At 70.5% G+C, this 17223-nt stretch carries 12 protein-coding genes; 3 read left to right on the forward strand and 9 right to left on the reverse strand.

Annotated features, from left to right (window positions below; genetic code table 11):
- Positions 1 to 21 precede the first annotated feature (21 nt).
- Complete coding sequence (locus AS181_RS12305) at positions 22 to 306, forward strand: mycoredoxin (RefSeq protein WP_058251890.1); 285 nt, start codon at positions 22 to 24, stop codon at positions 304 to 306.
- A gap of 42 nt (positions 307 to 348) precedes the next feature.
- On the opposite strand, the gene nudC is transcribed toward AS181_RS12305, so the two are convergent.
- From nudC to AS181_RS12325, 4 genes are all read right to left on the reverse strand, one after another.
- A complete protein-coding gene (gene nudC / locus AS181_RS12310; RefSeq protein ID WP_442902780.1) occupies positions 349 to 1272 on the reverse strand; it encodes an NAD(+) diphosphatase in 924 nt (307 codons plus the stop codon).
- Positions 1273 to 1315: 43 nt separating this feature from the next.
- Positions 1316 to 2386 carry a potassium channel family protein gene (locus AS181_RS12315; RefSeq protein WP_058252009.1) on the reverse strand — a complete coding sequence of 357 codons (1071 nt, stop codon included), beginning with the start codon at positions 2384 to 2386 and terminating at the stop codon, positions 1316 to 1318.
- A gap of 102 nt (positions 2387 to 2488) precedes the next feature.
- Positions 2489 to 5893, reverse strand: coding sequence for an ATP-dependent helicase (locus AS181_RS12320; RefSeq protein ID WP_058251892.1), 3405 nt, complete (start codon positions 5891 to 5893; stop codon positions 2489 to 2491).
- The gene (locus AS181_RS12325; RefSeq protein WP_058251893.1) at positions 5886 to 9323 is read right to left on the reverse strand and encodes an ATP-dependent helicase; all 3438 of its coding nucleotides are present in this window, start codon (positions 9321 to 9323) and stop codon (positions 5886 to 5888) included. Before AS181_RS12325 ends, AS181_RS12320 begins: the two co-directional genes overlap by 8 nt.
- Before the next feature lie 93 nt (positions 9324 to 9416).
- Between AS181_RS12325 and AS181_RS12330 the strand changes: the two genes are divergently transcribed.
- Together AS181_RS12330 and AS181_RS12335 are read left to right on the forward strand one after the other, a co-directional pair.
- On the forward strand, positions 9417 to 10193 hold the full coding sequence (locus tag AS181_RS12330) for an alpha/beta fold hydrolase (protein WP_058251894.1): 777 nt from the start codon (positions 9417 to 9419) through the stop codon (positions 10191 to 10193).
- Between the two features lie 23 nt (positions 10194 to 10216).
- Positions 10217 to 10519, forward strand: a complete 303-nt coding sequence (locus tag AS181_RS12335; RefSeq protein WP_058251895.1) for an MGMT family protein — start codon at positions 10217 to 10219, stop codon at positions 10517 to 10519.
- An 87-nt stretch (positions 10520 to 10606) separates the two neighbouring features.
- Here the strand turns inward: AS181_RS12335 and AS181_RS12340 are convergent, their stop codons facing one another.
- From AS181_RS12340 to AS181_RS12360, 5 genes are read right to left on the reverse strand one after another with little or no spacing between them, the layout of a single operon-like run.
- Positions 10607 to 11350, reverse strand: a complete 744-nt coding sequence (locus AS181_RS12340) for a sirohydrochlorin chelatase (protein ID WP_055475542.1) — start codon at positions 11348 to 11350, stop codon at positions 10607 to 10609.
- Between the two features lie 17 nt (positions 11351 to 11367).
- The gene (locus AS181_RS12345) at positions 11368 to 12552 is read right to left on the reverse strand and encodes a uroporphyrinogen-III synthase (RefSeq protein WP_058252010.1); all 1185 of its coding nucleotides are present in this window, start codon (positions 12550 to 12552) and stop codon (positions 11368 to 11370) included.
- A gap of 5 nt (positions 12553 to 12557) precedes the next feature.
- On the reverse strand, positions 12558 to 12995 hold the full coding sequence (locus AS181_RS12350; protein ID WP_058251896.1) for a nitrite reductase (NAD(P)H) small subunit family protein: 438 nt from the start codon (positions 12993 to 12995) through the stop codon (positions 12558 to 12560).
- Entirely contained in the window at positions 12992 to 15580 is a 2589-nt protein-coding gene (nirB, locus tag AS181_RS12355) for a nitrite reductase large subunit NirB (RefSeq protein ID WP_082652928.1), read from the reverse strand. The genes AS181_RS12350 and nirB overlap by 4 nt, the downstream gene beginning before the upstream one ends.
- 37 nt (positions 15581 to 15617) lie before the next feature.
- Entirely contained in the window at positions 15618 to 17123 is a 1506-nt protein-coding gene (locus AS181_RS12360; protein ID WP_058251897.1) for a nitrate/nitrite transporter, read from the reverse strand.
- Positions 17124 to 17223: the final 100 nt, after the last annotated feature.

Raw genomic sequence — 17223 nt, forward strand, 5'->3', positions numbered from 1 at the left:
GGACATGGTGTTATGGGACCCATGAGCAACGTGATCGACGACGAGGCCGGCGCCCGCACCTCCGACTCCGGTGAGCTGACCATGTACACCACGTCGTGGTGCGGCTTCTGCGCGCGCCTGAAGCGCGGCCTCAAGAGCAGCGGTATCAGCTGGCAGGAGATCGACATCGAGCTGAACCCGGACGCCGCCGAGTTCGTGGGCAGCGTGAACGGCGGCAACCATGTCGTCCCGACAGTCCTCTACGCCGACGGCACCACCGCCACCAACCCGTCGATCGCCGACGTGAAGGCGAAGCTGGGCGTCTGAGTCCGGTCGGCCGGCGATGAGTCCAGCGCGACGGCGGCCCGTCTATCCGGCCGCCCAGGCCTCGATCATCGAACGAGCGATGGAGATCGATCCGGGGAGGCGCAGACGGTCGGCGTCGTCGGAACCCAGCGCCTCGGCGCGGGACCAGCCGTCGCCCCGGGTCAGCGCCGCCCGGACCTCGTCGCGATGGAACCACTGCGCATCGCCGATCTCGCCGTCGAGGAACGCCAACTCGTCGGCCGGGTCGCCGAGTGCGGCGAATCCCAGCATCAGCGACCTCGGGAACGGCCACGGCTGACTGCCGAGGTAGCGCGGTTCCCGCACCACGATCCCGACCTCTTCGTACACCTCGCGCAGGACGCACTGTTCGAGCGACTCCCCCGGCTCGACGAAGCCGGCCAGCGTCGAATACCAACCCTGCGGCCACACCGACTGGCGGCCGAGCAGGATGCGATCGGCGCCGTCGTGGACGACGGTGATGATCGCCGGGTCGGTCCGCGGGAACTCGTCGCGGCCGGAATCCACACTGCGCCGGACCCAACCACCGCGGGCCGGCCGGGTGACGGAACCGTCGACCGGTGAATGACTCGCGGTCGCATGCCAGTTCAGGATTCCCAGGGCGGTCGCGAGGAGCCCCGCCTCGTCGGCGGACAGTCGCGTCGCACCGCGTCGGGCGTCATCGGTCGGTCCGTCGATGTGGTCCACCCGGCGCGTCCACAGGTCGGCTCCACCGGCGCCGCCCGACCCGTCGAAGCCGAGGATCACCGCATCCCCGGGCGGCGCCTCGGCCACGGTCGGAGCCGCAACCCAGTGCAGCGCACCGGAATCGGTGACCGGGTAGCGGCCGGCCGCGTCGATCAACAGCACCTTGGCCGTCGGCCAGCCGGCGGCCATCCGCTCGGCGTCGTCGCGGATCGCGTCCGCCCGGTCGAACACCGCCCGCGACAGCAGCGGCGGCTGGGGCATGTCGAAATGCACGGTGACACGGCCTTTCTCGATGACGGAACGATCAGTCGTCGTTGGGGTTGGTGCGGACGTACAGCAGCCGGTCACCGACTTCGATCTGTTCGACCTCGCTGTCGTCGACGCGGTGCAGCACACCGTTCCGCACAACACCCAGGACGATGTCGCGGGTGTGGGCGGGCGATCCGCCGGTCTCGGTCGGGTCGACCTCGCGTTCGGCGATGGCATAGCCGGCGTCCGGGGTGAGGAGGTCCTCGATCACCTCGACCACCGACGGGGTCATCGTCGCGATCCCGAGGAGGCGGCCGGCGGTCTCCGACGACACCACCACCGAGTTGGCGCCGGACTGGCGCATCAGGTGGGTGTTCTCCGACTCCCGGATCGACGCGACGATCTTCGCCCGTGGATTGAGTTCGCGGGCGGTGAGCGTGGCGAGGACCGCGGTGTCGTCGCGGCTGGTGGCGACGACGATGCTGGCGGCGTGCGCGACACCGGCGAGGCGGAGCACATCCGACTTGGTGGCGTCGCCGCGCACGGTGACCAGCCCGTCGGAGGCGGCTGCCTCGAGCACGGTGGCGTCCGCGTCGACGACGACGATCTCGGAGGGCTTGATGCCGTCGCCCCGCATGGCGTCCACCGCGGTGCGGCCCTTGGTGCCGTAGCCGATGACCACGGTGTGATTGCGCACGGTATTCCTCCAACGCTGGATCTTGAGCGCCTGGCGCGACCGTTCGGTGAGCACCTCGAGGGTGGTACCGATCAGCACGATCAGGAACAGCACGCGCAACGGCGTGATGATGACGAGGTTGATGAAACGGGCGAACGGGGTGATCGGTGTGATGTCGCCGTAGCCGGTCGTGGAAAGGGTCACCGCGGAGTAGTAGAGCGCGTCCAGGTACGACAACTCGTTGTCCTGGGCATCGCGATAGCCGGCGCGATCCAGCCAGACCACAACCGAGGTGAACAGCAGGGCCAGGGTCGCCCAGAAGACGCGCCGACCGATCGCCCGGCTCGGGCTCTGCTGGAGTTCGGGGATGCGGACGACGCCGACCAGTGCGTGGTCGGGCCGGTTGGCCAGCTCGGTACCGCCGAAGCGTCGGCGCAGACGGTTAGCCACCGGCACGCACGCGCACGTCGAGTTCGCTCACACGCTGCAATGTAGCCCACCTCGGGGCATCACAAGGCATGTGGCGGGAGCTGTCCCGGGGCACCGGCGCGCTCAGCGGGCCAGCTTCGCGGCGAGGGTCGCCTCGTCGGGCAGGTCGTCGGCCTCCAGGGTGTGCCCGTCGCGCACATAGTGGAACGCGGCGCGGACCTTGGTCGGCTCCACCCCGGCCAGCTGCGCCCACGCCAGGCGGTACGCGGCCAGCTGGATGAAGAGTGATTCCCGGCGGGCGGGTTCGGGGATCACACCGGTCTTCCAGTCCACGACCGTCCACGAACCGTCCTTCTCGGCGAAGACCGCGTCGATCCGTCCGCGCACGACGATCCCGCCGATGACGGTCTCGAAGGGCACCTCCACCTCGGTCGGGCTGCGATTCGCCCACGGCGAGGAGAGGAACGCGGCCCGCAGTTCCTCGAGATCGGCGTCCGGGCTCGCGGTCGCGTCGGCGGCGCCGGGCAGTTCGTCGATGTCGAGGAGCCGTGTCGCCCCGAACCAGCGTTCCACCCAGGCGTGGAACGCGGTGCCGCGCCGGGCCATCGGGTTGGGCCGGAACGGGGTGGGCCGGCGGAGCCGGCGAGCGAACTCGGCCTCGTCGGCGTCGAGTTCGACCAGCTGGCTGACGGACAGATGGGTCGGCAACGACACCTCGACGAGCGCCTGGTTGGCCTGATGGTGCTCGGCGAGCAGGGCCGACACCTCGGCCTCCCACGCCCCGATCTCGTCTGCGGGGTCGGCCGGTGGCGTTGCGGGGGTCTCGGCGTCGGCGGGGCCGGACTGGGCAGCAGGTGTGTCGAACAGCGCGGGCGCCGCGCGGCCGGCGATGGCGTCGGCGACCAGATCGGCCGCCCGCTGTACCGAGTCGCGGCGGCCGGCGAGCGGATCACGCGGCCACGGCGCCGCGATCGCACGTTCGGCCAACGGATTCGGGCTGTCCGGTTCGGGCGGTGGCGTCCGCACCGCGATCGACAGACCGGTCGAGTCGACGCTCGGGTCGGCGATCGCCTCATCGATGCCGGTCATCAACTCGTCGAAGAATTCCGAACCGCCGCGGGGTTTGTCGCCGGTCTCCGACCAGTGGTGCGCCGAGATCAGCAGGTCGTGCCGGGCGCGGGTGAGCGCCACATAGAGCAGCCGGCGATCCTCCTCGAGTCGCCGTTCGCCGATCGCGGCCTTGTGGTCGGTCAGGGCGTCCTCGAGCTGCTTGCGGTCGGCGACGGTGTCGATCTTCAGGATCGGGAACCCCTCCGGCGCACCGTCGGCCGCCTCGGCCGGGATGGCCAGATCGCCGCGCAGGTCCGCCGGGAGTTCGCGCGCACTGCCCAGCCACGTGGTGTCGGCCTTGGCGCTGGGGAAGATCCCCTTCGCCAGGTGCGGGATCGCGACGACATCCCATTCCAGGCCCTTGGCCGCATGCACGGTGAGGATCTGCACCCGCTGTTCGGCCACCTCGATGCGGCCCGGTTCGAGACCCTTCTCGATCGTCTCGGCAGCATCCAGAAAGGCCAGCAGCCCGGGCAGATTCGCTCCCGGGCGATCGGCGTAATGACTGACGTAGTCGGCGAAGGCGTCGAGGTGTTCGCGGCCGGTGATCGCACCCCGCATGCGGCGCGCCCGGATCTGCGCCTCGACGCCGACCCCGATCGTGTTCTCGACGTCGGCGACGAGTTCGGGCAGCGGTTGTCCGATGCGACGGCGCAGTGACTCCAACTGCGCACCGAACGCCCGGATGCGGGCGTAACCCTCGGGGCTGTAGTCGGTGGGTTCGCCCGGGTCGACGACGGCGTCGGCGATGCCCGCCCGGTCGACGATCTCGGTGGGCAGCACCGCATCGAGTGCGGCGTCGAGCGCTTCCCTGCTGGTGACCACCCCGCCCGCCTCGGCGAAGCTCTCCGCCGCCAGGTTGGTGGCCCGACGCCACAGCGCGGCGAGGTCCTTGGCGCCGAGCCGCCAGCGGGCCCCGGTGAGCAGACGCATGACCGCGGTCCCGGCCATCGGGTCGGCCATCACGCGCAGGGTCGCGACGATGTCCTCGATCTCCGGGACGTGCAGCAGCCCGCCGATGCCGACCACCTCGGTGGGGATGCCCCGACTCTCGAGCTCGGCGGCCAGCGGCGCCGAATCCTCGTTGCGGCGCACCAGGATCGCGGTGGTCGGCGGCGCGACGTCCGCGGCCTCGGCCGCCCGGTATCGTTCCTCGATGGCGTCGGCGATCCAGTTCCGTTCGTCCAGAACCGTTTCGGTCAGAGCGATCGACGCCGTTCCGTGCGGGGCATCGGGACGCGGCCGGAGCACACTGACCGGGATACCGCGGCGTCGGAGCTCCGCGGAGATCTGATTCGCCAGCCGCAACCCCTGGGCCGAATTGCGCCAGCTGGTAAGCAGTTCGAGGCGCCGGGCCGGGGTCCCGTCGGGTCGTGGGAAGTCGCGCGCGAACCGCGGCAGGTTGGCCGCCGAGGCGCCACGCCACCCGTAGATGGACTGGATGGGGTCGCCGACCGAGGTGACCGCGACCGGCGCACGGCCGTGCCCGCCGAACAGGGTCGACAGCAACACCCGTTGCGAGTGGCCGGTGTCCTGGTACTCGTCGAGGAGAACCGCGCGGAAGGCGGTGCGCTCGGCGGTCACGACCTCGGGATTGGACACCACCAGCCGTGCCGCCAGCGACATCTGGCTGCCGAAGTCGAGCGCGGACTGGGCGCGCATCGTCTCGCCCAGCGCGATGACCATCGGGATCAGCTCGCGACGTTCGTCGATGACCTCCTGGACCTTCAGCAGCGCCTGGGTCGGTTTGTCACGCTGCTTGGGGCCCTTCGGGAGGGTGTCGACGAGTTCGTACAGCGTCGAACCCGCCTGCGCTAGGTCGGCGATGTCGACGAGGTGCTCGGACATCTCGCCGTACAGCTTGAGCACCGCCTCGGTGACACTCGCCGGCACCTTCTTGGTGTTCAGTTCGCCCGGCCACGCGGAGACGAGGGAGAACGCGAGCTGCCAGAGCTCGGTCTCGGTGAGCAGCGTCGACGACGGTTCCACCGGCAGCAGCAGCCCGTAGTCGGCGATCAACCGGCCGGCGTAGGCGTGGTAGGTGCTCACCTCGGGGTCGGCGCCGCGCAGGCGGGCGGCCAACGCGCCGTCGGGATCCCAGTTCCGCAGCGCCGGCGACCCGGCGAGCATCGATAGCCGACGCCGGATGCGGGCGCCGAGTTCGCTCGCGGCCTTGCGCGTGAAGGTGAGTCCGAGGATCTCGTCGGGGGCCACGAGTTGGTTGGCCACCAGCCACACCACGCGCGAGGCCATCGTCTCGGTCTTGCCGGCCCCGGCTCCGGCGACGACGAGCATCGGCTCCATGGGTGCCTCGATCACCGCCACCTGCTCGGGCGTGGGGTCGGGCAGACCCAGCGCCGCGGCCAGCGACTTCGCCCCGACCATCGGCCGTTCGGTCCGATCCTGCAGGTCAGTCATCGGTCACCGCCTTCCCCGGGATCTGGGCCGGACAGCTGGTGGTGAGGTTGCAGTGCACACAGCCCGGGTTGGGCGTCGCGCTGTACGTCGGACCGATACTCGCCCGGGCCGCGCGACGCACCACCCCGATCCACTCGTCGAGCAGCTCCGGCGTGAGCGGCGACTGAACACGCTCGGCCGCACCGGAATTACGGTTCGCGGTCGACACGTAGACCAGTCGGGCGCCGCCCGGCGCGGCGTCGCCGAACTGGGGCACGCCGCCGTGCGCCAGCGCCACCTGATAGGCCGCCATCTGCGCGTGCTCGTCGGCGTCGGCCTTGGTGATGGGGTTCTTCGAGGTCTTCACGTCGACGACGACCGGCCGGCCGGCGCCATCGGTCTCGAGGCGGTCGACACGCCCGCGCAGCCGGACCGCGGGCTCATCGGAATCCGGCCCCGAAGCCGCGGGAATGGTTGCGTCGATCGGCAATTCGACGCCCACCTCCTCGAGATCGGCACGCGAGATGCGCAGCCACTCCCGGAAGTGCCCGAGCATGCCCTCGGCGCGTTCGAGTTCGCGAGCCGAGTACCAGCCCGCCCCGGTGTCGACGCGTTCCCAGATGCCGCGCAGCGCCGCCGTCACCTCGGCCGGGTCGAGCTGGCCGGCGACCGCCTGGACGAGCGTGTGCACGAGACTGCCGGTCAGCGCGGGAGTGCCGTCGCCGTCGCGGCCGCCGTTGCGTTCGAGCACCCACCGCAGCGAACAGCGGGTCAGTGCATCGATATTCGACGGCGAGAGCGTCAGCGCCCCCGACTCCGGCGTCCACAGCGGATCGTCGGTGCTGGGTGCGGCGAGCCCGAACCAGTCGCGCGGGTGCGCACCCGGGATGTCGGAGTCGGCGAGCTCGGCCAGCAGACGCGCCGCGGCCTTCGTCCGGGGTGCATCGGGTTCATCGACGCCGGCGATCACCGCCGACCGCAGTGTCGCGACGAGGGACGGCAACGAGAGCACCCGGTCGACGCCTGGATCGAGCCGTACCTCGGCGCGGGCCGACTCGGCCGGATCGTCGGTGTCCCCCACCAGATCTGCGAGCTCGGTGATGAACCGCGACGGCGAGGCGTCCCCGCTGCCGTCCTCGACCGCGGTCACGAGCAGCCGGCTTCGCGCCCTGGTGCAGGCGACGAGGAAGAGCCGACGCTCGTCGGCGAGTGCCGTCGCCCCACGGGCGACGGTGTCCACGGCGTCGGCGGCCATGCCGTCGAGGAGGTCGACGAGTTGCCCGGTGGCGAGGACACCGCCCCGGCTGCGCAGCGACGGCCACAGTCCGTCCTGGACCCCGGCGACGGCGACGACCTCCCATTCCCGCCCCACCGCGGCGTGCGCGGAGAGCACGGTCACCGACTCGGTTGCGGCGGTGGCTGTTCGGCTGTCGCGCGGGATCTGCAACTGGGACAGGTAGTGCACGAATCCGGCGGGCCCGGCCGCGGGCAGCGTGTCGGTGAAATCCGCGGCGGATTCGAACATCGCCGTGACCGCGTCCAGGTCGCGGTCGGCCTGTTCACCGGCCGGGCCGCCGCGGACCGCCGATGCCGCCCACCGCCGCTCGAGTCCCGTGGCCTGCCACGCCGCCCACAGGGTCTCCTCGATCCCGCGGCGCGCGTCATGGACCCGCTGGGCCGCACCGACGACGTCCAGCACGCGGGCCAGCGGCGCCGCCTCGGTCTCGGTGAGCCGTCGGCGATAGCGCGCGCCGACCTCGGGGTCGAGGACGGCGCGGGTCAGCGACGTGAGCGAATCCGGTTGTCCTGCTGGGTCATCGGCATCATCGAGACGCCGCACACCGCGTCGGAGACGGCGCATCGAGCCCGGGTCGGCGGCCCCGATCGGACCGGACAGCAACGTGAGCGTGTCCTCGGTGGTGAAGAGCTCGCTGGTGAACGGGTCGGTGGTGGTGGAGTCGGTGGTGTCGGGCAGGTCGGCATCTGCTCCCGCGGCCGCCCGCGCGGCGACGGCGCGCAGCACCAGCATCAGTCCGATCACGGCTCGTTGCCGATGCAGGGGGAGGTCGCTCGCGGGCGTCGTCAGGGGTACGCCCGCGGACCGGAAGGCGCGTCGGAGCGGCGGCAGGGCCAGGGACACCGACCGGACGACGACCGCCATCTGCGACCACGGGACCCCGTCGAACAGATGCGCACGCCGCAGGAGGTCGGCGATGGCGGTGGCCTCTTTCGCGGCAGACCCGTACACGCGCACCGCGGCCGCGCCTCCCCCATCGGCAGCGCCCGGGTCGGCGTCGGCCGAATCCGTCACCGGGTCGGGATACGGGTGCGGGCGAGCGCCGGGCAGCCGGGCGGCGATCGCGCGCCCGAGGCAGGACAGCTCGGGCCGGGCGCGGTGATCGTGTTCCAGCAGGATGTCGAACGGGCTGCCCGGTTCGGACAGCCCGTCCGCGAATCGCGGACTCGCACCCCGGAATCCGAACACGGACTGGTCGGTGTCGGCGGCGATGATCGTCGAGAGGGTTCCGGTGCCGACCAGCGTGATGAGCTGCGCCGCCTGCGGGTCGAGATGCTGCGCGTCATCGACCAGCAGATGTCGGATACGACGGCGCTCGCCGCTCAGCAGGTCGGGATCGGTGGCGAAGGCCGACAGGGCCGACCCGATCAACTCGGCCGCGTCGACCGCGGGCGCCGAGGCCCCCGGGGTCTCGAGCCCGACCGCCCCGCGCAGCAGCATGTTCTGCTCGTACTGCGCGTAGGCACGGGCGGCCGCGGCCCACTCCGGTCGTTTCTGCGTACGCCCCAGCGCGGCAAGCTCTTCCGGACCCACCCCGCGTTCGGCGGCGCGCATCATCAGGTCGCGCAACGCCTGGGCGAACCCGTCGGTGCCCAGCGCGGGCCGTAGGTGGGCAGGCCAGTACCCGGCGCCGTCCTCGATGTCACCGGCGAGCAGTTCACGCAGGACGACATCCTGTTCGGACCCCGTGATGAGGCGCGGCGGCGGATTGTTGTGGGCCTGCGCCTGTAAGCGGAGGATCGCGAAGGCGTAGGAGTGCACGGTCCGCACCAGTGGCTCGCGCAGCGCACCGCCGAGCACCCGGCGACCGCTCGAGCCCGCGGACAGGACGCGCCGGGTGATCTCCTCCCGGAGCGCGACGGCGGCGCGTCGGCTCGACGCCAGGACGAGGACCGACTCCGGATCGGTGGCGGGGTCGAGCAGGCGGGCGACCGCGGCGTCGACGATCAGCGCGGTCTTTCCGCTCCCGGGGCCGCCGTGCACCCGCACCGGGCGCCACGCCTGCTCCTCGTCCGCCGGCCGACTCGTGGGCGGGTCGATCACCTGCGCCACCGACGGTGGCCAGTACCGGGGCCGGTCCGTCGGGTCGGGGGCCGCGACGAGTCGCGCACGCAGCGCGCTCCGCGGGGTCTGGGCACCCGGTTTCCGACTCATGCACCCATCGAATCACGGCCCACCGACGACCACGTCGGCCGTGCCCGCGACCTGTGTCAGAGTCCGCCGCGCGGCGTACGGCAGGATGGACGGGTGACAGCTCTCAACACGCATGTCTTCGGCAGCGGTCCTGCGGTTCTCGCGATCCACGGACTCACCGGGCACGGCCGCCGCTGGGCAGCGCTGACCGATCACCTCCCCGGCGTGCGCCTCGTCGCGCCGGATCTGATCGGTCACGGCCGGTCCCCGTGGCGACCGCCGTGGAGCATCGAGCACCAGGTGCGGGCGTTGTCCGCGGTGATCGACGAACACATCCCCGCCGATGAGCAGCCGGTGGTCGTCGTGGGTCACTCGTTCGGTGGCGCGCTGGCGTTGCACCTGGCCAACCGCCGCCCGGATGCGGTGAAGGGGCTGGTGCTGCTCGACCCCGCGCAGGGCCTAGACCCCGAATTCGCGCTCGACGTGGCCACCGACAGCCTCGACAACTGGGACTACGCGGATGCCGACACCGCCCGCGCCGCGAAACGTGCGGAGGGCTGGGCCGCCGTTCCCGACGAGCTCATGGAGGCCGAACTCGCCGAACACCTCGTCCCCCGGCCGCGCGGCCGGGTCGGTTGGCGGGTGAGCGCACCCGCCGCAGCGGCGTCGTGGAGCGAGATGGCAAGGCCCGCAGTGCTTCCGCCGCCAGGTGTGCCCACCCACGTGGTGGTCGCCGACCAGGTCCAGCCCCCGTTCGTGCGGTCGGCCTTCCTCGATGCGTGCGCGAGCGAGCGCGGCGACGAGGTCACCGTCCACCACGCCGACTGCGGCCACATGGTGCCGTTCCTCGAGCCCGGGCTCGCGGCTGCGCTGGTCCGATCGCTGCTGTAGCGACGACATCTGTCGAGGCGACGATGGCAGCCATCACCGAGGAGCAGGTCGAACGGGTCCGTGCACTCGTGTCGGCCATTCCGGCCGGCCAGGTGAGCACCTACGGCGACCTGGCCGCCGCGGCCGGGTTGTCCAGCCCGCGGATCGTCGGCTGGATCATGCGGACCGATTCGGCCGACCTGCCCTGGCACCGTGTGGTGCCCGCCGGCGGCCGGCCGGCGCCGCATCTCGCGACCCGTCAGCTGGAACGGCTACGGGCGGAGGGTGTTCCGATCACCGACGGGCGAATCCGACTGCGCGAGTGCCGGTGGGACCCCGCCACGTGACCGACCCGCAAACCCACCTGTTCTCGGCATACCCACCCCCTTGGAGGGTGCTGGATATGCCGAAAAAGGGTGGGTTTGCAGGGCAGCTCAGACGTGGCGCGGGACCGGCACACGTCGGTACGGACTGATGGCCGCGCGCATCCGCGTGACGATCAGGTCGACGATCCTGGGGTCCGGCCCCAGGGGTGCGGCGACCGCGTCCGCGCCGTAGGTGCTCAGGCGCTGATGGAACAGGCCCGGGGCGAGGAGGTGGCTGGCGATCACGACCCGCCGTCCCGTGCGCCGGGCCCGCTCGACCGCCTCGGGCACCGTGGGGGTCGCGGTCGTGATGAACCCGACCTCGACCCGTCCGCCGATCAGCGATTCCAGCTGCCGGGCGGCCAGATGAACCTGCCCGCAGGCACTCTCGTCCGACGACCCGGCGGCGGCGAGCACGACCGCATCGCCCGGTTCCCAGCCCGCTTCGGCCAGCCGGAGTCGGGCGACCGAGGCGATGGCCGGATCGGGACCCAGCGCCCGGGTGACGACGGTGTCCGCCCGGCCGGCGGCCGCGACGTGTTCGGGCAGGTCCTTGCGGACGTGGTAGCCCGAGGCGAGGAACGCGGGCACCAGCACCGCCGGACGCTCCAGGTCGGCGATGACCTCGCTCGGCGTCGGTCCGAGGACGTCGACGAATGCGGTGCGGGTGAGCCCGATGCGGGCGCTGACGGCTTCGGCGATCTCTGCGATCACGTTGACCCCGTGCGGGTTGCGGGTCCCGTGCGCGACCAGGACGGGGCTGTACCCCTGCAACCGGTCACCGTGCGGAAGCCGTACATGGTTGTCGTGCATGTGTTCTCGCTTCCTTCTCACTCGTCTTCGGCGTCGTACTCGAGGTCGACCGCGAGCCGGTAACCACGCTTGACGACGGTTTGCACCATCTTCGAATCCCCCAGTGCGGCGCGGAGTCGCGCAACGGCGACCTCGACCGCATGGGTGTCGGAGCTGTCGCCGGGCAGACCGGCGAGCAACTCCTGCCGCGAGACCACGCGACCGGGGTTGCGGGCCAACAGTTTGAGCAGGAGCAGACTCGTCGCCGACATCTCCCGGAGCTCGCCGTCGACCACGACGGCCTGGCCACGGATGGCCGTGTCGTGCCCGGCGACCCGCAGCAGGTGGCTCCGCCGCGGCAGTTCGTCGGTGATCAGGCGAGCGAGCGCGCCGAGACGGAACCGGCGCGGGTAGATCGTCGGGATCTGCAGCGCCTCCAGCGGACTGGCGGTCACCGAACCCACGCACATGACCGGTACCGCGGTCCGCAGTGCGTGGATGAACTGCTGCAGCTTGCCGAGTTCTTTGGCACGGGTCAGGATCGACGCCGCCGCCGGAGCGCTGGTGAAGGTGATCGCGTCGAGATCGCCGCGGAGCACCGCGCCGATCATCTTGTCGATGCGCGCCACGTCGGGGTGCATGTGCCAGCGGTACACCGGGATCGGCACCACCTCGGCACCGGCGGCGCGCAGCACCGTGCAGAAGTCCGGCAGCGGTTCCCACTCGCTGGTGGCACCGTGCAACTGCACCGCGATCCGGACGCCGTCGACGCCCTCTTCCAGCAGCCGGTCGAGGACCTCCGAGGAGGACTCGCTCTCCGGCGACCACTCCTCGCGCAGCCCCGCCGCCCGGATCGCGCCCTTGGCCTTCGGGCCGCGTGCGATCAGCCGGCTCTCGGACAGCGCCCGTAGGACGGCCTCGGCGTTGCCCCACCCGTCGGCGGCCTCGACCCACCCGCGGAAGCCGATACCGGTCGTGGCGACCATCACCTCGGGCGGGTGGGCGATGAGTTCCTCGGTCACCCGCTCGAGTTCGGTGTCGTCGACCAGCGGCAGGATGCGGATGGTCGGCGCCTGCATCACCTCGGCACCGCGTCGTTCCAGCAGTACCGCGAACTCCTCGGCGCGACGCGCGGCGGTGATCCCGATCGTGAAACCGGCGAGCGGCAACGGGTCGGGGTCCGGTGAGGTTGCGCCGGCAGGGTCTGCACCGGCGGGGGTCATGGTGTTCACGCCGGGAAGAACACCTCGACGATGCGGTTGACCACCCGCACACCGTAGCTGGGGACCGACACCGTCTCGTCGTCCAGGCAGATCCCGGTGCGCAGCGCGAAGACCTGTTTACCCAGCGGCGAGGCGACGGTGGGTTCGCCCCCGCGGTCGCCGGTGAGTCCCCGGGAGAGGACCGCGGCGCGACCGAACGGATCGATGTTGCCGATCGCGTACAGGCGGGAGCGCCCGGGCGCCGCCTCGCGATCGGACTCGGCGGCGGGCAGACGGAACAGCGCGGCCTGCACACCCTCGGGACCCAGCACGGCGACGCCGCGACCGACGATCAGGTCGTCGATCGAACAAGCGCGCACCCAGCTCCCCTCACACACCGTGGCGGCGCCGGTGGGTGTCGTCTCTGCGGACATGGTGTCGGCCTCCCCTGGCGCGATGGTCATGTGGGCACTCCTTCTCTCACCGGTCGCTCGCTCACTCCATCGGGGCCCGACCGAGCGGTCGCACCCGGACGGACCGCCGGCATGTCGAGCAGCACCGGCGCCTTGCGCTCGTACTCGGAGAACCGGATCGTCGGGTCGACGACATCGGGCGCATTCACGAACGAGACGAACCGCTTCAGCTTGTCCTCGTCCGCGAGCACCGCGGCCCACTCGTCCTGGTAACCGCCGACGTGGCGGGCCATCGCCTCCTCGAGTTCGGCGGCGAGCCCCAGGCTGTCCTCACACACCACGTCCTTCAGATGGTCGAGACCACCTTCGAGCGACTCCAGCCACGGCGCCGTGCGCTGCAGTCGATCGGCGGTTCGGATGTAGAACATGAGGTACCGATCAATGTAGGCGACGAGGGTCTCGTCATCCACTCCGCTGGCGAGCAGCACCGCATGCTTCGGGCTCTGGCCGCCGTTGCCGCCGACGTAGAGGTTCCAGCCGTGCTCGGTGGCGATGACACCGACGTCCTTGCCCCTCGCCTCAGCGCACTCGCGGGCACATCCCGAGACCCCGAACTTGATCTTGTGGGGTGAGCGCAGTCCGCGGTACCGCTTCTCCAGGAGCACGGCCATGCCGACCGAGTCCTGCACGCCGTACCGGCACCACGTCGAACCGACGCAACTCTTCACCGTCCGCAGGCTCTTGCCGTACGCCTGCCCCGACTCCATCCCGGCGTCGACGAGGCGCCGCCAGATCTCGGGCAACTGGTCGACGCGCGCACCGAACAGGTCGATCCGCTGCCCACCGGTCACCTTGGTGTACAGCCCGAAGTCGCGCGCGATCTCACCGATCACGATCAGCTGCTCGGGCGTGACCTCGCCACCGGGCATCCGCGGCACGACCGAGTACGAGCCGTTCTTCTGCATGTTCGCCAGGAAGTGGTCGTTGGTGTCCTGCAGCGCGGCCTGCTCGCCCTCGAGGATGTGGTCGCTGGAGGTCGACGCGAGGATCGACGCGACCGTCGGCTTGCAGATCTCGCAACCCTGCCCGCTGCCGTACCGGTCGACGAGTTCGGAGAACGTGCGGATACCGGTCACCGCGACGATCTCGAACAGCTCGGCGCGCGACTGGGTGAAGTGGTCGCACAGCGACTTGCTCAGTTCGACCCCGGACGCGGCGAGCAGCTGCTTGATGCTGGGCAGGCAGCCACCGCAGGTGGTGCCGGCCGAGGTGCAGCCCTTGACCGCGGCGATGTCGCACGCGCCGTCGGCGATCGCCGAGCAGATGGCACCCTTCGAGACGCCGTTGCACGAGCAGATCTCCGCGTCGTCGGGCAGTGCGTCCATACCCACCGCAGCGCCGCCCTCGGGTGCGATGAGGGCCGCCGGGTCGCCCGGGATCTCCCGGCCGACCATCGGCTTGAGCATCGCGTAGGCCGATGCGTCGCCGACCAGGATTCCGCCGAGCAGCGTCTTCGCGTCGTCGCTGACGACGATCTTCGCGTACCGGCCGGCGACCGCGTCGTGGTAGGTGATCTCCAGCGCGTTCTCGGTGGTGCCGAACGCATCCCCGAAGCTGGCCACGTCGACGCCGAGGAGCTTCAGCTTCGTGGACAGGTCGGCACCGGGAAATTCCGACGTCCCGCCGAGCAGACGGTCGGCGACCACCTCGGCGGTCGAGTAACCGGGGGCGACGAGGCCGTAGCAGCGGCCTTCGACGGCGGCGACCTCGCCGATGGCGTAGACGTTCTCGTCGTCGGTTCCACAACCGGCGTCGACGAGCACGCCGCCGCGCTCGCCGACGGCCAGTCCCGCGTCCCGAGCGAGCTGATCGCGCGGTCGGACGCCGGCGGAGAACACCACGAGCGAGGCGTCGATCGTCGACTCGTCGGACAGCGTGACCCGCAGGCCACCGTCCTCGGCGTCGGCGATCTCCGACGTGCCGACCCCGGTGTGGACCTCGAGTCCGAGCTCGGTCACCAGGTTCTTCAGGATCGCGCCGCCACCCTCGTCGACCTGCATCGGCATCAGACGCGGGGCGAACTCCACCACGTGCGGGGTCATCCCCATGAGCTTGAGTGCGTTGGCGGCCTCGAGTCCGAGCAGGCCGCCGCCGACGACCACACCCGTCGCACCCGGACCGGCGGCCTCGGCCGCGGCCCGGATGTCGTCGAGGTCGTCGAGGGTGCGGTAGACGAAGCACCGGTCGTTGTCGTGGCCGGGAACCGGCGGGACGAAAGCGTAGGAACCGGTGGCCAGAACGACTGCGTCGTAGTCGATCTCGCGACCGCTCGAGGTGACGACCCGGCGGGCGTCTCGATCGATGCCGGTGACGGTCTCGCCCAGATGCGTGACGACCCGATCGTCCCCGGCGTACGTGTTCCCCTCGAGTGCGAGAGAATCCCGAAGCCAGGCACCGACATACGAGGACAGCCCCACCCGGTCGTAGGCCGGGTCGATCTCCTCGCTGACGATCTCGATACGCCACAGGTCGGTCGCGTCACGCTCGCGGAGCGCCTGGACGAAGCGGTGACCGACCATGCCATGGCCCACCACCACCACTGTCTTGGTTGTGCGCGTTGCGGTTTCGCTGTTCACTGCTCTTTGCTCCCTTGCCTCGCCGGTCCCGTGAGGATCAGGCCAGCGCTTCCTTGGTTGCCTGCTTGTCGGTGCCCTCGGCGGCAGCACCGGTCGATGCGGTCCCGTCGACAGTCGGTGCCGGTTCGTCATGGGCACCGGTGACCGCGAGATCGGTGGTCTCCGCGATGACGATCGGGCGCCGGGCGTAGAACCACCAGGTCACGACCGCTGCCAGGACGTAGAAGAGCATGAACACCCAGAAGGCCATCGTCGCCGACTTGTTGGACTGGTAGCTGGCGCGCAGCACCAGGTTGATACCCACACCGCCGAGACCGCCTGCGGCACCGGCGATCCCGATGAGCGCGCCGGACATGCTCCGCGACCACTTCGTCTTCCCGAGCGAATTCAGTCCGCTCTGCGCCTGCGCCTTGTGCTCCCAGATGGTCGGGATGATCTTGTAGACCGACCCGTTGGCCAGGCCCGAGAGCAGGAACAGCAGGATGAAGCCGATGATGAAGGCCGTCAACGTGGCGCCGGTGATCGTCTTGCCGTTGTTGTCGGCGATCGTGCCGGCGACCACGAGGATCGCCGCGGAGAAGACCATCGCGATGAAGGTGTACAGCGTCACCTTGCCGCCGCCGACGCGATCGGCCAGTTTTCCGCCGTAGGGACGGATGACCGACCCCAGCAGCGGACCGATCCAGACGATCTGCGCTGCTGCCAGCGCCGGCTTCGCGACTCCGGCCTCGGTGAAGCTGATGTTGAGGACCTGGCCGAACGCGAACCCGAAGCCGATGAAGGAACCGAACGTACCGATGTAGAGCAGGCAGATCAGCCACGTGTCGCGGTACTTGAGGCAGTCGAGCATCGCCCGGCCGCTGGCCGTCTGGTGGTCCAGGTTGTCCATGTAGAGGGCGGCACCGATACCGGCGACGGCCAGGGCGACCAGGTAGATGGCGCACACGATCTCGGGTTGGTCGGCGGCGAGCCAGATGACCAGCAGACCGATGACCTGCACGACCGGCACGCCGATGTTGCCGCCGCCGGCGTTGAGTCCGAGCGCCCAGCCCTTCAGCCGTTGCGGGTAGAACGCGTTGATGTTGGTCATCGACGACGCGAAGTTGCCGCCACCGAAACCGGTGATGGCCGCGACGGCGAGGAACCAGCCGAACCCGAACTCGCCCGGGTTCATCATCAGCATCATCGTCAGCCCGGTCGGGATGAGCAGCACGACGGCGGAGAAGATCGCCCAGTTGCGGCCGCCGAACTTGGCGGTGGCCTGCGTGTACGGGATACGCAGGCAAGAACCGACCAGCGTCGCGGTGGCGGCGATGACGAACTTCTGGTCCATGCTGATGCCGTACTCGGGGCCCATGAACAGGGCCATCACCGAGAACAGGGACCAGATCGAGAATCCGACATGCTCACAGATGACCGACCAGATCAGATTGCGCTTGGCGATCGCGGCATTGCCGTTGTCCCAGGCGACCCGGTCCTCCGGGTCCCAGTCGGTGATCGTGTGGTCCCGTGTCAGTTGTGCTCTGAGATCTGCGAATGCCAAGGCTCCGCCTCCGATGGTTGCTGGTCTACGTGGTGTCACTGCCGTGCATAGGGCTGCGTGCAGTGGTGGCTGTCGTGGAAGACGCCGACACCGGTGTCGT

The sequence above is a fragment of the Gordonia sp. SGD-V-85 genome, assembly GCF_001456905.1.
GTDB classification, from domain to species: Bacteria; Actinomycetota; Actinomycetes; order Mycobacteriales; family Mycobacteriaceae; genus Gordonia; species Gordonia hongkongensis.